This window comes from Massilia sp. NBRC 108631 (assembly GCF_059704565.1).
Map to the genome: position 1 here is coordinate 1 of NZ_BAAKJE010000172.1, position 15,880 is coordinate 15,880.

Sequence of the window (15,880 nt, forward strand, 5' to 3'; positions counted from 1 at the left end):
GCCCCAATTCGGGGTCAGACCCCGAATTGGGGCCGATGCGGCTCAGGCTGCTAGTGGGGAGGGAAGAACCAGCTCAGGGGGATTGCGACGCGGGCGGCCCAGGATTTTTCGTTGTGGCTGCCGCCCATCGCTTCGTGGTAGTAGAGGTTGTCGCCTTCGCGCCAGCCTTGCGCCAGCATCACGCTGCGCATCAGGGCGGTGTCTTCCAGGCCGTCGTTGATGGTGCCGGCGTCGAGGTAGTATTTGACCGGCACGACCGGCAGCTTGCCGATCAGGTTGCGCTGGTTCCACCAGAATGAACTGGAGACGCCGCCAGCCTTCGAATACACGTCCGGCCGGTGCTGCGCGATCAGCACCGAGGCGATGCCGCCCAGCGACGAGCCCATGATCGCGGTGTCTTCCTTGCCCGGCTTGGTGCGCAGGGTCCGGTCCACATAGGGCTTGACCGTGTCGACCAGGAAGCTTTCGTAGGCGGCCAGCTTGCCTCCGCCGTATTGGGCGTCGCAGCAGGGCGTGTATTCGTCCAGGCGGTCCTTGCTGTTGTCGATGCCGACCACGATGATCTCGGCCATCCTGCCCTCGGCGACCAGTGTGTCCACCGTTTCGTCGATGCCCCATTCGGCCCCGTACGCGGCGGTCCTGGCGTCGAACAGGTTCTGGCCGTCGTGCATGTAGAGCACCGGGTAGCGGCGCTCGGGATGCGTGCGGTAGCTGGCGGGCAGGTAGATGCGCAGCGCGCGCGTGTTCCCCAGCTGCGGCGCGCTGAAATTGTCGATGATGCGCAGCTCGCCGCGCGGCACCGCTGCCGCCATGCCTTCGGCTGCCGCTTCCAGCTCCAGCACCAGCGCGCTGCGCGCCGGCAGCGTCACTTCGCCGTCCAGCGCGTAGCGCTTGCCGCTGATGACGTCCCTGCCGCCCGGCACGCCGCTCAGCATTTCGTGGAAACGCGCGGTCTGCAGGGTGACCGGCTTGGCGTTGCGGTTCAGCGCCACCATCACCTTGTTCTGGCCGTCGTAACGGAAGTAGACGTAGGTATCCTGCTCGGGGCCGTAGTGCATCAGCTGGCCGTTGTGGATCACGCCGGCGCCCTTGCGCCAGTTCAGCAGCTTTTTCATGAACCCTTGCGCGCCACGCTGCTGATCGGTCAGCCCGGCGCCGGTGAAGGCGTTCACCTGGTCGCCCGCCCAGCCGCCCGGAAAGTCATGGCGGTAGGAGGCGTCGTCGCGTGCGCCGGTGCTGCTGGGCATCTGGATTTCGGTGCCGTAGTACAGCTGCGGGATGCGCGGCATGGTGAGCACGTAGGCGATGGCCATGCGGAACAGCGCGTCGTCGCCCTTCAGCTCGCTAAACAGGCGCGACATGTCGTGGTTGCCTTCGAACAGCACCAGCTTGCTCGGCTGGGAATAGAGATAATCCTGCGCCAGCGTCTCGTACAGATTGGTCAGGTTGGGCTCGCCTTCGCCCTTGCCGGCCAGCGCCTTGCGCAGCACGTCGTTGAGCGGGAAGTCCATCATGCCGGGCATATAGGAGGCGTAGCCGTCGTGGTTGCGCTTGCCGTACTGCCAGCGCGCCACCACCGGGATCTGGTTGCTCCATTCTTCGCCCACCAGGTTGAGGTTGGGGTACTCGGTCATGACGGCGCGCGACCAGGCGCTGAGGAAGGCGGCGTCCGAGTAGCCGTAGGTGTCCACCCGCAGTCCGGACAGCCCGGCGTACTCGATCCACCAGATGTTGTTCTGGATCAGGTAGGTGGCCACGTAGGGATTGGCCTGGTTCATGTCCGGCATATTGGGCGAGAACCACCCTTGCGTGAAGTTGCGCTTGTCTTCGGCCGCGCCGTAGGGGTCGGCCACGGCCACCCGGTGGTGCTCGGTGGGCACGTATTTGCCGCCGTAGGTGATCCAGTCCGGCATCGGCATGTCCTGCATCCACCAGTGCTTGCCGCCGATGTGGTTCAGCACCACGTCCTGGATCACGCCGATGCCCAGGCCGCGCGCCTTGGCGCTGAAGCGGCGGTAGTCTTCGTTGCTGCCGTAGCGTTCGTCCACCTTGTAGTGGTCGGTGGCGGCGTAGCCGTGGTAAGAGTAGGCCGGCATGTCGTTTTCCACCAGCGGCGTGGGCCAGACCATGGTGTAGCCCATGGCGGCGATGTAGCCGAGTGCGTTTTCCATGCCTTGCAGGTCGCCGCCGTGGCGCCCGCCGCCCTTGCTGCGGTCGGCTTTCTCGGCCAGGCGCGGGCTGTTGTCGTTGGCCGGGTTGCCGTTGGCGAAACGGTCGGGCATCACCTGGTAGATGGCGTCCTTGCCCGAGAAGCCACGGCGCTCGGCCGAGCCGGGCTCGCGCGCCAGCAGCCGGTAGCCGTAGCGGGCGACCGGCTTGCCGGCCTTGCCGTTGCTGGCCGTCTCGGCAAAGCGGATCTCGAACTTGCCGGCCTGGGCGCTGTCGTCCAGCGCGAGGTCGATGAACAGGTAGTTGCGGTTGGCCACGCGCGCCACTTTCTGGATGCGCACGCCCGGGTGGCTGATGCTGGGTTCCAGGTCGGCGATCTGCTTGCCGTGCACCATCAACTGCAAGGATTTGCTGCGCATGCCCACCCACCAGTTCGGCGGCTCCATATGGTCGATGCGATAATCTTTGCCCGTGGCGGGCAGGACGCAGGCGGCCAGCAGGGCCGCGGCGATCAGGCGTTTCATGGGGCGTCTCCGTTTTATTATTGAGTAGTATGGCTACATACTATGCGCTTCGATGGGATTCTTCCCAGATAATACAGGGAAAAGGCCGAATTTCTTATCTAGTTTTGGTACAGGAGGAGTGAATGGTGCAACGTGGGCGGCGAGTAGTGCTGGCAGGGTTCGGGTTGGCGCTGGCGGGCTTGGCGCCGCTGGCCGGGGCGAAGGAGGGCCGGGCTCAGGCGCCTGGCGGGATCGGCAGTCTTGTCTCCCTGGGCGATTTCCCCTCCGCCCAGGTGGCGCCGCGCAAGGTCGTGGTGTGGCTGCCGCCCGGCTACGATCCCCAGGGCGAGCGCTACCCGGTGCTGTATATGCACGACGGCCAGAATCTGTTCGACCCGGCCACCGCCATGGGCGGCCAGGCCTGGGAGGTGCACAAGCGGCTGGCGGCGCTGGCGGCGGCCGGCGCGGTGCGGCCGGCGATCATCGTCGGCATCGCCAGCACGCGCGAGCGGGCCCGCGAGTACGGTCCGGCGCAGGCGGTGGAGGCGCTGGCGCCGGAGTTGCGCGCCGCGCTGCTGGGCGATCCGCCCACGCCGGGTGGCCAGCCCACTTTGTCCGAGCAATACCTGCGCTTCATTGTCGACGAACTGAAACCGGCCATCGACGCGCGTTTCCGCGCCAGTCCGGAACGCGCGGACACCTTCATCATGGGTTCGTCCATGGGCGGCCTGATCTCGCTGTACGCGCTGGCGCGCTACCCCGAGGTGTTTGCCGGCGCGGCCTGCCTGTCAACGCACTGGCCCATCACCACCAATTTCAACATGCTGTTCGACAAGGAGGATGCGCGCCCGGTGCGCTACGCGGCCGCCTATTTCGACTGGCTGGCCCGCAAGTTGCCGCGCGCGGGGCGCCACAAGCTGTATTTCGACCATGGCGACGCCACCCTGGACGCGCTGTACGCGCCTTACCAGCAGCAGGTGGACGGCATCCTGCGCGCCAAGGGCTACCGCGCCGGCGTGGACTGGATCAGCCAGGTGTTCCCGGGCGCCGACCACAGCGAGGTGGCGTGGCGCGAGCGGGTCGAGGTGCCGCTGCGCTTTTTGTTGTCAAGATAGAACTGGTCTGCTTGCTTGTTATGTAGTTGGACTACAAGTCGGCCTACCGTGCTCTGTAGCTGAAATACAACGAGGACAGCGTTTTCATAGGCGGAGCCAGTGAGATAACACGTAATAATGCGTAGCCGGGATGAACTTTAATTGACTTGATATCTAGTTTTAGTACAAAATTCCGCATAGAACGTCTTGAGAGCGTTTGCATTGCTGGCTCCCGTGTAGTCGAAATAAACAGCCTGCGGGACTTTTGATCTGTCTAAAGAGGGGACATCCTTATGAAGAATTTCGCATCTGAGCGCTCGCAGCGCGCAGTCCTGCAACTGAGCCCGGTGGCCGCTGCCTGCGCCCTGTTCGTGTCCGCGCTGGCCGGCTCGGCCCATGCACAAACCAGCGGCGAACAAGCATCCGCACCGATGGCCACCGTGACCGTGTCCGGTATCCGCCGCGGTATCGAAGACGCGATTTCGGTCAAGAAAGAAGCGACCTCCATCGTTGAAGCGATTTCCGCGGAAGACATCGGCAAGCTGCCGGACGTGTCGATCGCCGAGTCGATCGCCCGCCTGCCAGGCCTGGCCGCCCAGCGCGTTGCCGGCCGTGCCCAGGTGATCTCGGTGCGCGGTCTGTCCCCTGACTTCTCCACCACGCTGCTGAACGGCCGCGAGCAAGTGTCCACCGGCGACAACCGCTCCGTCGAGTTCGACCAGTACCCCTCCGAGCTGCTGAGCGGCGTCACCATCTACAAAACCCCGGACGCGGGCCTGATCGGCCAGGGCCTGTCCGGCACGCTGGACCTGCAGACCGTGCGTCCGCTGGCCTTCGCCAAGCGCACCATCGCCGTCAACGTGCGCGGCGAGAAAAACTCGATCGGCAAGATCTCCAATGCCAACGACCAGGGCAACCGCGTCAGCTTCAGCTACATCGACCAGTTCCTGGACCGCACCCTGGGCGTGGCCATCGGCTATGCCCACCTGGAATCGCCAGTGCTGGCGCAGGAAACCGGCATCTACGAGCCATGGAAAACCGATGCGCGTCCCGGCATGACGCCCGGCACCACCATCACCGACGGCATCAAGGCGCTGGGCCGCAGCGGCTTCAACCGCCGCGACGGCCTGATGGGCGTGCTGCAATACCGTCCGAACAAGCAGTGGACCAGCATGATCGACATGTATGCGTCCCAGTTCAAGCATGAAGACACCGCCAACCAGTTCGAAGTAAACCTGAGCGGCTACAACGGCGGCCTGAATCCCGGCCTGGTGTTTACCAACGTCACCAACAACGGCAACGCCATGGGCAGCTCCGTGGCCAACAATGTGTACCCGCTGGTGCGCGGCATGTACGACCAGCGCAAGGATGATATCCGCGCAGTCGGCTGGAACAATGAAGTGCGCCTGGACGGCGTGACCCTGGTGGCGGACGCCAGCTACTCGAACGCCAAGCGCGACGAAGTAAGCCTGGAAAACAATCTGCAGCTGGGCGCGGTCAACTCGGTGCAGTACCTGGACAACGTGGCCCTGCAGTTCCGCAGCGGCGACTTCCCGCAGATGGCGCCAACCCGCAACTACAGCGACGCTTCGCAGCTGTACGTGAAGGGCACCATCTACGGCTCCGGCTACGGCAAGACCCCGAAAGTGGAAGACACGCTGAAGAGCTTCAAGCTGTCGGCCAAGTTCGACGCGCCGGCAGCGGTGGAATCGTGGGTGTCGAGCTTTGAAGTGGGCGGCAACTACAGCGACCGCCAGAAGGCCAAGACCCAGCCGGAAGGCAACATCAACCTGAAGGGCAACCCGACCACGATCTCGAGCGACCTGCTGTACGCGCCGGTCGGCCTGGGCTTCGCCGGCGTGGGCACCATCCCTTCGTGGAACGTGCCTGCCGTGGTGCAGAAGTACATGACCTTCGCGCCGAACGCCAGCGAGAGCTATCTGATCTCGAAGAACTGGGAAGTGTCGGAGAAGATCACCACCGCTTTCATCAAGACCAACTTGGAACATGACTTCGGCAGCGTCACCATGCGCGGCAACGTGGGCGTGCAAGCGCAGCGCACCGAGCAGTCGTCGAATGCGAACTACTGGGACGGCACCGCGCCGGCCGGCCAGCAAGTCAAGCCTGTCCACGACGGCAAGAACTACACCGACTACCTGCCTAGCATGAACCTGGCGTTTGCGTTCGCCGGCGAGAACACCGTGCGCATGGCGGTGGCCAAGCAGATCGCCCGTCCGCGCGTGGACCAGCTGCGCTCCGCGCTGGACTTCGGCGTGAGCGACGTGACCTTCAAGCCGGGCGCCAGCGGCGGCAACGCGCAGCTGGACCCATGGCGCGCCAAGGCCTTCGACATCTCGTATGAAAAATACTTCGGCAAGAAGGCCTACCTGGCTGCCGCGGCGTTCTACAAGAAGCTGGACACCTACATCTTCACGCAGACCAAGAGCTACGATTTCTCGAAGTACATTCCAGGCACCAAGGCCAACACGCCTATCGGCGACTACACCGCGCCGTATAACGGCAACGGTGGCGGCATGAAGGGCCTGGAGCTGTCCGGTTCCCTGCCGCTGAACATGGTCAGCCCGATGCTGGACGGCTTCGGTGTGGTAGCCAGCCACACCTACACCGACAGCAGCATTGCGATCGAAGATCCAAGCGGCAGCATCGGCAAGAACATCCCGCTGCCGGGCCTGTCGAAGCACACCACCAACCTGACCTTCTATTACGAGAAGAACGGCTTCGAGACCCGCATCTCGCAGCGCAAGCGTTCGGACTTCGTGGGCGAGATCGGCAACTTCGCGGCGGAGCGTTCGCTGCGCTACGTGGTGGGTGAGAACATCATCGACTTCCAGATCGGCTACTCGTTCCAGAACGGTCCGCTGAAGGGCGTAGGCCTGGTCGCCCAGGTGAACAACCTGCGCAACGCCGCCTACGAAACCTACAACGGCAACCGCAACCAGCAACTGGAGTACCAGAAATACGGCCGCACCCTGCTGCTGGGCGCGAACTACAAGTTCTAAACCGGTTCGGCTGACGTGAAAAAGCCCGCCAGGCGCAAGCATGGCGGGCTTTTGTTTTGCGGCGCGAATTGGCGGGTTGGCGCGTAACCCGCCGTCTGCGGCGCTTACTTCTTCGCGGCTTCGGCGGCGGCCAGCTGGCGGTTCTGCTCGTCGAGCCAGGTCTTGAGCGGGGCGAAGTAGTCGATCAGCGCGGAGCCGTCGATGCGCTCTTCGCCGGACACGGCTTTCAGCGCTTCAGGCCATGGCTTGCTCGCGCCCATGGCCAGCATCTGCTGCAGCTTGGCGCCGGCTTTCTCGTTGCCGTACACCGAGCAGCGGTGCAGCGGGCCGGTATAGCCGGCTTCGCGGCACAGCGCGCGGTGGAACTGGAACTGCAGCATGTGAGCCAGGAAGTAGCGCGCGTACGGCACGTCGGCCGCCACGTGGTACTTGGCGCCGGCGTCGAAGCCGTCGGCCGCCAGCGGCGCCGGACGGCTCACGCCCATGTACTGCTCGCGCAGCTGCCACCAGGTCTTGTCGAAGTCGGCCGGCTTGGTCTTGCCGGCGTACACGTCCCAGCGCCACTTGTCGACCGAATAGGCGAACGGCAGGAAGGCCACCTTGGCCAGCGCGCGCTGCAGCAGTTCGCCGATGTCGGCGTCCGCTTCCGGCTCCTGGTTCATCAGGCCGATCTTCTTCAGGTAGTCCGGCGTGATCGACAGCGCCACGGTGTCGCCGATGGCTTCGTGGAAGCCGTCGTTGGCGCCGCCCTGGAACAGGAAGGACTGCTTGTTGTAGGCCAGGTCGTAGTAGATGTGGCCCAGCTCGTGGTGGATCACCTTGAACTCTTCGTCCGTCGGGCGGATGCACATCTTGATGCGCACGTCTTCCTTGCCGTCCATGGTCCAGGCGGACGCGTGGCACACCACTTCGCGGTCGCGCGGCTTGGTCAGCAGGGAGCGCTGCCAGAACGACTCGGGCAGCTTCTGCATGCCGAGCGAGGTGTAAAAGCGCTCGGCGTACTGCGTCATCTGCTTGGCGTCGGTCTTGCGCTCTTCCAGCACCTTGGTCAGATCGAAACTGCTGGCGTTGCTGGCCGGTTTCAGCAGCGGGTAGATGTTCTCCCAGCTCTGGCTCCACATATTGCCGAACAGGTGGGCCGGGATCGGGCCGCTGGCCGGCACCACGTCCGGACCGTAGGCGGCGCGCAGCTTGTAGCGGGTGTAGGTGTGCAGCGCGTCGTACAGCGGCTTGACCTGCTGCCACATGCGTTCCATCTCGGCCGAGAACGCTTCGGGTGGCATGTCGTACTGCGAACGCCACAGGGCGCCGGTGTCGGCGAAGCCCATTTCGCGCGCGCCCTTGTTGGACAGGGCCACATAGTCGACATACATCTGCTTGTACGACGGCGACTGCGCATGCCAGCCGAGCCAGGTTTCCTTCAGCTTGGCCGGATCGCGGCTGGTGGCCAGCGTTTTTTCCAGTTCGCCCAGCGGCAGGCATTCCTGGCCGCCGGTGGGGCAGTACTTGGCCTTGCCGTAGGCGCCGTTTAGCGCGGCGTTCTTGGCGGCGTAGGCTTCGCGCTCCTTCGGGTCGGACAGCATCAGCGTCAGCTGCAGCAGCTTGAGCTTGCGCGCGTAGTCTTCCTTGAGCTTGAGGCCGTTGTAGCGGCGCGCGCCCAGGGCGGCTTCGCCGGAGGCGCTCAGCTGGCGCTCGCCGAAATAGGTGGCCAGCGCTTCGGTGTCGTCGGTGATGAAATTCTGCGCCACCCATTGTGCGCGGGCGCTGTCCAGGTTCAGTTTTTCCAGCTTGCTTTCAGTGTCGTTCAGGAAGCGTTCGGCTTCGGCGACGGTAGGCTTGCCCGGCGCGCTTTTGGCAGGCGCCTTGGCTCCCTCTGCGTGGGCGGGCTGGAACGCGCAAGCGGCCAGCATCGCGGCGGCGGGGATGGCTTTCATATACAGCGGTTGTGACACTGCAGTCTCCTTCGGGTTGGTGAGTTGGCTAATATACACCGGCCAGAAGGTAGGCGACAGATCCACAGGCGTAGGCCGCCACGCCGAGCAGGACGGCCAGGCGCAGGGCGTAGGACAGCAGCAGCACCAGCAGCAGGCAGGCGCCGGTCAGTGCGCCCAGCCACATCAGGAAGCCGTGCGCGCCGCCCAGCGCGTGCGCCGACGCGGCCAGGGCCAGCGCCAGCGCGGCCGCGCCGCCCAGCTGCCAACGCCGGCGCAGCGCGGGAGGCGGTTCGGCGCCGCGTCCGCGCAGCTCGGCGTAGTGGCGGTCCATCGCCATGCTCAGTGCGAACATGCCGCCGTAGCTGAGCGTGAACAGCGCGAACAGGTAGAGGGCGGTCATGTCGGCTCCGGGATTGGCGCCGCCTCGCGCGCACCGGCGGTGTGCGTCGAGCCAGCGGCGGCCGGCGTTGCTGTTGCCGGTGCTGCTGCCTCGGCCGCCAATGGCGCCGGGGCCAGGGCGGCGGCGCGGGCAGGGCTGCCGCTGCCGGCCTTGGCTGCCGGCACCGCCTTGTCGGCGCCGCGGCCCAGGCGGTGGGCCGCGCAGGCCAGTAGCAGGCCGAGGGCAAACACGGTCAGGTCGAATCCCGCCACGGCAACCGGGCCGCGGCTTTGCAGCATGGTCACGCCCAGGTGCGAACTGGTGGTGAACACGTTCAGCACCGGGATGCCCATCAGCAGCAGCGCGCCGGCGCCCAGCTGCAGTCGCCACATCAGGCGGTCCGGCCGGATCTGGGCCAGCACCATGGCCGCGCCCCACGCCGCGAAGAACCACGCGATCTCGGTTTCCGGGCGCTTCTCCAGGCCCACCGGCACCAGCCGGTTAGCCCAGAAGTAGGCGCCGTAGGCGATCGGCAGGCCGGCGATGGCGCCCAGGTTGAGCGCCTCCACCAGCCGCGTGCCGAAGCCCACCTTGCCGCCCGCCTTGAGCGTCTTGGCTTGCCGCTGGCGGCTCTTGACGGCCCACAGCAGCGCCCCGGTGGCCACCATGGCGCATCCCGCCAGGCCGGAGATAAAGAAGAAGGCGCGCAGCAGCGGTCCGGCAAAGCGCGCAATGTGCAGGCCGTACATCACGCCGTGCGTGGCGGCCGCGCCGCTCGGGTCGTCGCCGGCCTGCGCCAGCAGCGCGCCGCTGGCGCCGTCGAACTGCATCGCCGGCTGCTTGCTTGACAGCTCGCGTCCCGCCGCGCGCGTTACCGAGATGCGGGCGTTGGCGTCGTTCGGGCTGGTCACGCTGATGCCGCCCGCCGCGCGTCCGCCCCAGTGGCTCTCGGCCTGCTCGACGATGGGACGGATGGCCGCCAGCGGCGCTTGCACGCCGGCCGGCTTGACCGGCTTGCCCGCGCTCGGGAACACTTCGGCGGTCATGGCCTCGCGGTCGCCCTTGTATGCGGCTTGCGTGGCGGCCGGCATGTACAGGAACATCAGCGTCACCAGGCCGGTGTAGGTGATCATCAGGTGATAGGGCAGGGCCAGCACGGCGGTGGCGTTGTGCGCGTCGAGCCAGGAGCGCTGCCCCTTGTTGCCCCGGAAGGTGAAGAAGTCCTTGAAGATGCGCTTGTGCGTGATGACGCCGCTGAGTATCGACACCAGCATGAACATGGCGCAGAAGCCGACGATCCAGCGCGCCCAGATGGCGGGCATGTAGTGCAGGTCGAAATGCAGGCGGTAGATGAATTCGCCGCCGCGCGTCTCGCGCGGGTCCTTCAGCTCCATGCCGCTGGCCGGATCGATCAGCGCCGATTTCAGGCGCCGCTTGCTGCTGTCCGGATCGGTGTAGGCGATGCGCACGGCAGGGGTGCGGTCGGTGGGCAGAGTGATGAACCAGCGCTTGGCCTCGGGCGCCCGCTCCTGCAGCGCGCGCACCGCCGCCTCGGCGGCGGTGGCCGCCGCCACGCCGCGTACCTGGACCGCGTGCAGCTCGGGCTTCATCCACAGGCTGATCTCGTCGCGGAAGTAACTGGCGGTGCCGGCGGTGAAGACCAGGAATAGTATCCAGCACACCAGCAGGCCGGACCAGGTGTGCAGCCATGCCATCGATTGGCGGAAGCTTTCTTTCATCGGGAACCTCAGCAGAGGAAGTTGGCAGCGCCGGCCAGCACGGCTGCCGGCAGCAGCAGGCCCAGCCAGGCGCGCGCAGCGCTGCGGGCGGCGAATGCCCACAGCACGGCGCAGGCGTAAACGGTAAATGAGAACAGCGTGGCGGCCATGACGGCGTCGGCGCGGCTCAGTCCGGACAGCGGCGGCAGCGGCAGCAGCAGCGCCAGAAACGCGGCCGCCGCAGCCGCCAGCAGGTAGCCGCCGATGATGGCGGCCACGGCGCGCGCGCCGACGCCGAGCCGGTAGGCCAGCGGCGCGGAGAGAGTAGGCACGCGCATGGGCTTACCAGGCGTAGCGGGCCGTCAGCGCTGCGCTGCGGCGCTGGCCGTAGAAGCAGTCGCCGCGCGCCAGGCAGGTCGAGATCTGCACCTTGTCGGCCAGGTTGGTGAGGTTGAAGGCGAAGCGCCACGGTCCGCTGCTGTAGGACAGCATGGCGTCGAGCAGCGTGATGCCGGGCGTTTCCAGCGCGTCCAGGCCGTCCCACGAGGAGGACAGGTAGCGCACGCCGGCACCGGCGCTGAAGCCGGTCTTGCCGGCCACGGCGAAGCGGTGCGTCAGCCAGGCCGACGCGTTGTGCTCGGGGACGCCGCTCAGGCGCTTGCCGTTGTCGGCGCCGTTGCTGCGCGCCACCTTGGCGTCGGTGTAGGCGTAGCCGGCGGTCCAGCTCCAATCGCGTCCCAGGCTGCCGCCGCTTTCCAGTTCCAGGCCCTGCACCTGCACTTCACCGATCTGGATGCTGTTCAGCGGGTTGGCCGGGTCGGTGGTTTTGCGGTTGGTGTCGCGCAGGTCGTATACGGCCAGGGTGGTGTTGAAGTCGCCGCCCTGCGGCTGCCACTTCACGCCGGCTTCCCATTGCTTGCCGCGCTGCGGCGCGAAGGCCTTGCCGTTCAGGTCCACGCCGCCCAGCGGCAGGAAGGACTCGGAATAGCTGACGTACGGCGCCCAGCCCTGTTCCGACAGATACAGCAGGCCGAAGCGCTTGGTGGTGGCCTGGTCGTCGGTGCGGCTGGCGGCGCGGCCTTCGATGTCATTCTCGGCGGCGTCGCGGCGCAGGCCGGCCAGCGCGCTCCAGTTGGGCGTGAACTTGATCTGGTCCTGCAGGTACAGGCCCTTCTGGTGCAGCTTGGTGGTGGGCAAGTGGGCCAGCGCAGCGGGCGCCTTGTAGTTGCCGTACACCGGCGCGTACACGTCCAGCGGGGCGGCGCTGCCGGTGCCGCGCGCCTGGCGCGTTTCCACGCGCTGCAGGTCGAAGCCGGCCAGCACGGTGTGTTCGATGGCGCCGGTGGCGAACTTCGCTTCCAGCTGGGTGTCGGCCAGCAGCGTGTCCAGTTCATTGAACTGCTGGATCAGGTCGCGGTTGATGGTGCGCTGGTCGGCGTTGAACACCGGGCGCGCCGGGCGGCCGGTGGCGGGTACGGCGGTGAAGCTGGTGTAGGCGCTGCGGTAGTCCACTTCGCTGTTCGATTTGCGCACCGTCTGGCGCAGCTTGATGCCGTTCCGGAAGCGGTGGCTGAGGATGTAGCCCAGGTTGGTCTGCTCGGTGTTGTAGGCGTCCCAGCCCGGTTCGCCGGTAAAGGTGCCGGTGTCGATCTGGCCGAATTTCGATGGCAGCAAGGTGCCTTGCCATGGGAAAAAGCCTATCATCGAGCCGCTCTTGTCTTCCTGGCGCAGCGCCATCAGCGTCAGCTCGGTGTCGCCGTTGGGCGACCAGGTGAGCGAAGGCGCGAACACGCGGCGGTCGTCGGCCACATGGTTGACCTGGGTGTCGCTGTCGCGCGCAATGGCCACCACGCGCGCCATCCACTGGCCCTTGTCGTCCAGCACCTGGTTGATGTCGGCCGAGATCTGCTTGCGGCTGTTGCTGCCCACCTGCACTTGTACTTCGCGCTGGTTGCTGGACAGCGGGCGCTTGGACACCAGGTTGACCACGCCGCCGATACCGCCCTGGCCGTACAGCACGGACGACGGCCCGCGCAGCACTTCCACGCGCTCCAGCGTGTACGGGTCGGGGCGGGTGGTGTTGTAGGAGCCGAAGTTCATCTGCACGCCGTCCTGCAGCAGGGCGGGGTTGCCGCCGCGCGAGCTGATCGAGTCCACCCTGCTGTCGAAATAGGTGGAGACCAGGCCGGCGCTGTAGTTCACGGTCTGGCGCAGCGTTTGCGCGCCTTGCTCTTCGAAGCGCTCGCGCAGCACCACGGAGATGGACTGCGGGGTTTCGATCAGCGGGGTGTCGGTCTTGGTGCCCACGCCGGCGCGCCGGGCGGCGTAGGTGTCGTCTTCCTTCTTGCCGTCGACGGTGACGACCGCCATCACGGCGGGGGCGGCAGCGGCGGCGCCTTCGGCATCGCCGGCCGGAGCGGCGTGGGCGATGGGTGCTGCGCCGCCGAGGGCGGCCAGCATCAGGGCCGAGCGCACGGCGGCGCTCAGCGGCGAGAGGGGAAAACGTGGGTGCGGCATCGGGCCATCCTTGAAGGTGAATGGCTGGCGACGCGCTGCGTTGGCTGGCTGGTTAAATGAGAATGATTCTCATTATATCACAGGCGAGCCCGGGAAGCCAGCCTCACGGATGGCGGCAACTATGGGGCAACTACAGGTGGCGTGTTTCGGCCGGCGGGTTCTGCCAATTGTCGTGGCGGCCATCGGCGTAGTGCACCGGCGCGGCGATCAGTTCTTCCGGCGTCACGTCGTCCAGGCAAGCGACCTGCACACCCACGTAGTGGCCGCCGATCTCTTCGACATAGCCGCGCCCGAAGGGGTGCACGCCGCAGGTGCGGCAGAACAGGTGGTGGCCGCTCATGGTGTTGAATTGATAGTCGCTGAGCGCGTCTTCGCCGGCCAGCAGCCGGAACTCGTCCGGCTTGAGGATGACGCCCCAGTTGCGGACCTTGGTGCAGATCGAGCAGTTGCACTTGCCGGTGCCGGCGCTCAGGTCGATATCGGCTTCAAAACGCACGGCGCCGCAGTGGCAGCTGCCGGTATAGGTTTTTTTCATGAATAGTCTCCTGATGGCCGGGCCAAATCCGGCCTGCGGGAAGTGTAGCGCAGCGCAGTTGCGCGGGGTGCACGGCAGCTTGCCGGTGGCGCCGCAGGCTTAGCCGCCGGTCTGCGCCTGCGGCACGCTGGCGCGCTCTTCCATGTCTGCCGCCAGCAGCTGGTTCATGCGGTCGCTCGACTCGCGCAGCGCCACGGCGTACTTTTCGTCGTCGCCCCACACCTTGGCCAGCGCGGTAATCATCTCCTCGTCGTGGTGGCGGAAGCTGGCGCTGGCCTTGGCCGCGTCCTCCGGCTTCACGCCCAGCGCGAGCAAGGCCTTGTGGCCGATGGACAGGCCGCCCTCGAAGGTTTCGCGCTCCACCACGTGCGCGCCCCGGTCCAGCAGCCGGTAGGCGTGGCGGCGGTCGTAGGCGCGCGCCAGGATGGTGAGGTTGGGGAAGTACTGCTTGGCGATTTCCACCAGCGCCTCGGCCTGGTCGCGGTCGTCGATCGCCACGATCAGCAGCTTGGCCTGGGCCGCGCCTGCGGCGCGCAGCAGGTCGAGCCGGGTAGCGTCGCCGTAGTAGACGCGGCGGCCAAAGCGGCGCACCAGTTCCACCTGCTCGGCGCTGGCGTCCAGCGTGGAGATGTTGAACTTGTTCACCATCAGCAGGCGCGCGGCGATCTGGCCGAAGCGGCCGAAGCCGGCCACGATCACGTCCGGCTCGTGCTCCAGTGCGCCGGCCTCCGGTTCCGGCTTGCTGGAGAAGCCCGGGCCGGCAATGCGGTCGTACAGGATCAGCGCGAAGGGCGTGAGCGCCATCGAGATGGCCACGGCGGCCACCGTCAGCGCCGAGATGTCGGCCGCGATCACGCCGGAAGTGGAGGCCAGGCCCAGCAGCACGAAGGCGAACTCGCTGCCCTGGCTGAGCGCCGCGCCGGTTTGCACCGCCGTGCGCGCCGGCATGCCGAAGGCGCGCATGACGCCGTAGACAACAATGGTTTTCACCGCCATCAGGCCGAACACCATGGCTGCCAGCAGGCCGATTTGCTGCACCGCCAGCGCCAGGTTGACGCTGGCGCCCACCGACATGAAGAACAGGCCAAGCAGCAGGCCGCGGAACGGTTCGATGTCGCCTTCCAGCTCGCGCCGGAATTCGCTGTCGGCCAGCACCACGCCGGCCAGGAAGGCGCCCAGCGCGGCCGACAGGCCGACGGCCTGCATCAGCAGCGACACGCCCACCACCAGCAGCAGCGCGGCGGCGGTGAAGACTTCGCGCGAGCGGATCTTGGCAATGTAGCGCAGCGCCGGCCGCATCAGGAAGCGCCCGACCACGATCACGATGACCACCGCGCCGATGACGGCGGCGGCGTGCACCCAGGCCGGATAGCCTTTCAGCAGGCCGCTTTCGGCGGCGCTGCCCACCCGGTCGTCGGCCAGCAGCGGCAGCGCGGCGATCATGGGGATAGTGGCCACGTCCTGGAACAGCAGGATGCCTTGCGCGGCGTCGCCTGTGGGCGTCTTGCGCAGCCCCTTTTCCTCCAGCGACTGCAGCACCACGGCGGTGGAGGAGAGCGACAGGATGAAGCCCAGCGCCACGGCGGCCTGCCAGTTCATGCCGAAGGCCAGGCCGATGGCGGCCAGCGCCAGGCCGCTGAGCAGTACCTGCAGGCCGCCCAGGCCGAAGAAGGCGGTGCGCATATGCCACAGCAGGGAAGGCTGCACCTCCAGGCCGATCAGGAACAGCATGATGACCACGCCGAATTCGGCGAAGTGCATCACTTCGGCGGGATCATGGACGAAGGCCAGCGCGGAGGGGCCGATCAGCAGGCCGGCCACCAGGTAGCCGAGCACCGAGCCAAGGCCGAGCCGCTGCGCCACCGGCACCGCCAGCACGCCGGCGGTGAGGTAGACCAGGGCCATCAAGAGGAGATTGGAGCCTTCCATCGCATATCCTTTATTGTGTAAGGACGCAGTATGCGGTGGCGTGGGCGGTTTGACAATTGCTCATGGGAGGGAAGCAGTTGCC

10 protein-coding genes are annotated in these 15,880 nt (G+C 66.5%); 2 read left to right on the forward strand and 8 right to left on the reverse strand.

Annotation, left to right across the window (positions count from 1 at the left end; translation table 11 throughout):
- Positions 1 to 50 precede the first annotated feature (50 nt).
- On the reverse strand, positions 51 to 2,693 hold the full coding sequence (locus tag AC6H42_RS18885) for an alpha-amylase family glycosyl hydrolase (RefSeq protein WP_497548696.1): 2,643 nt from the start codon (positions 2,691 to 2,693) through the stop codon (positions 51 to 53).
- A 122-nt stretch (positions 2,694 to 2,815) separates the two neighbouring features.
- Between AC6H42_RS18885 and AC6H42_RS18890 the strand changes: the two genes are divergently transcribed.
- Positions 2,816 to 3,787 (forward strand): alpha/beta hydrolase, encoded by a 972-nt coding sequence (locus AC6H42_RS18890; RefSeq protein WP_497548697.1) that lies wholly within the window; start codon positions 2,816 to 2,818, stop codon positions 3,785 to 3,787.
- 272 nt (positions 3,788 to 4,059) lie between these two features.
- Positions 4,060 to 6,786, forward strand: a complete 2,727-nt coding sequence (locus tag AC6H42_RS18895; protein WP_057157367.1) for a TonB-dependent receptor — start codon at positions 4,060 to 4,062, stop codon at positions 6,784 to 6,786.
- A gap of 104 nt (positions 6,787 to 6,890) precedes the next feature.
- Here the strand turns inward: AC6H42_RS18895 and AC6H42_RS18900 are convergent, their stop codons facing one another.
- From AC6H42_RS18900 to AC6H42_RS18930, 7 genes are all read right to left on the reverse strand, one after another.
- Positions 6,891 to 8,738, reverse strand: a complete 1,848-nt coding sequence (locus AC6H42_RS18900) for a M2 family metallopeptidase (protein WP_229418310.1) — start codon at positions 8,736 to 8,738, stop codon at positions 6,891 to 6,893.
- A 28-nt stretch (positions 8,739 to 8,766) separates the two neighbouring features.
- On the reverse strand, positions 8,767 to 9,120 hold the full coding sequence (locus AC6H42_RS18905) for a DUF3325 domain-containing protein (protein ID WP_497548698.1): 354 nt from the start codon (positions 9,118 to 9,120) through the stop codon (positions 8,767 to 8,769).
- Complete coding sequence (locus tag AC6H42_RS18910) at positions 9,117 to 10,838, reverse strand: PepSY-associated TM helix domain-containing protein (protein ID WP_497548699.1); 1,722 nt, start codon at positions 10,836 to 10,838, stop codon at positions 9,117 to 9,119. Before AC6H42_RS18910 ends, AC6H42_RS18905 begins: the two co-directional genes overlap by 4 nt.
- An 8-nt stretch (positions 10,839 to 10,846) precedes the next feature.
- A complete protein-coding gene (locus tag AC6H42_RS18915) occupies positions 10,847 to 11,155 on the reverse strand; it encodes a DUF3649 domain-containing protein (RefSeq protein WP_057157369.1) in 309 nt (102 codons plus the stop codon).
- Between the two features lie 4 nt (positions 11,156 to 11,159).
- Entirely contained in the window at positions 11,160 to 13,334 is a 2,175-nt protein-coding gene (locus AC6H42_RS18920; RefSeq protein WP_229418311.1) for a TonB-dependent siderophore receptor, read from the reverse strand.
- Positions 13,335 to 13,464: 130 nt separating this feature from the next.
- Positions 13,465 to 13,869 carry a GFA family protein gene (locus AC6H42_RS18925; protein WP_057157370.1) on the reverse strand — a complete coding sequence of 135 codons (405 nt, stop codon included), beginning with the start codon at positions 13,867 to 13,869 and terminating at the stop codon, positions 13,465 to 13,467.
- A 99-nt stretch (positions 13,870 to 13,968) separates the two neighbouring features.
- On the reverse strand, positions 13,969 to 15,798 hold the full coding sequence (locus tag AC6H42_RS18930) for a monovalent cation:proton antiporter-2 (CPA2) family protein (protein WP_082552092.1): 1,830 nt from the start codon (positions 15,796 to 15,798) through the stop codon (positions 13,969 to 13,971).
- Positions 15,799 to 15,880 lie beyond the last annotated feature (82 nt).

Bases quoted from the DNA above. Each gene is read 5' to 3' on its own strand.
- AC6H42_RS18885 (WP_497548696.1), bottom strand. From the start codon at position 2,693: ATGAAACGCCTGATCGCCGCGGCCCTGCTGGCCGCCTGCGTCCTGCCC.
- AC6H42_RS18890 (WP_497548697.1), top strand. From the start codon at position 2,816: ATGGTGCAACGTGGGCGGCGAGTAGTGCTGGCAGGGTTCGGGTTGGCG.
- AC6H42_RS18895 (WP_057157367.1), top strand. From the start codon at position 4,060: ATGAAGAATTTCGCATCTGAGCGCTCGCAGCGCGCAGTCCTGCAACTG.
- AC6H42_RS18905 (WP_497548698.1), bottom strand. From the start codon at position 9,120: ATGACCGCCCTCTACCTGTTCGCGCTGTTCACGCTCAGCTACGGCGGC.
- AC6H42_RS18910 (WP_497548699.1), bottom strand. From the start codon at position 10,838: ATGAAAGAAAGCTTCCGCCAATCGATGGCATGGCTGCACACCTGGTCC.
- AC6H42_RS18915 (WP_057157369.1), bottom strand. From the start codon at position 11,155: ATGCGCGTGCCTACTCTCTCCGCGCCGCTGGCCTACCGGCTCGGCGTC.
- AC6H42_RS18920 (WP_229418311.1), bottom strand. From the start codon at position 13,334: ATGCCGCACCCACGTTTTCCCCTCTCGCCGCTGAGCGCCGCCGTGCGC.
- AC6H42_RS18925 (WP_057157370.1), bottom strand. From the start codon at position 13,869: ATGAAAAAAACCTATACCGGCAGCTGCCACTGCGGCGCCGTGCGTTTT.
- AC6H42_RS18930 (WP_082552092.1), bottom strand. From the start codon at position 15,798: ATGGAAGGCTCCAATCTCCTCTTGATGGCCCTGGTCTACCTCACCGCC.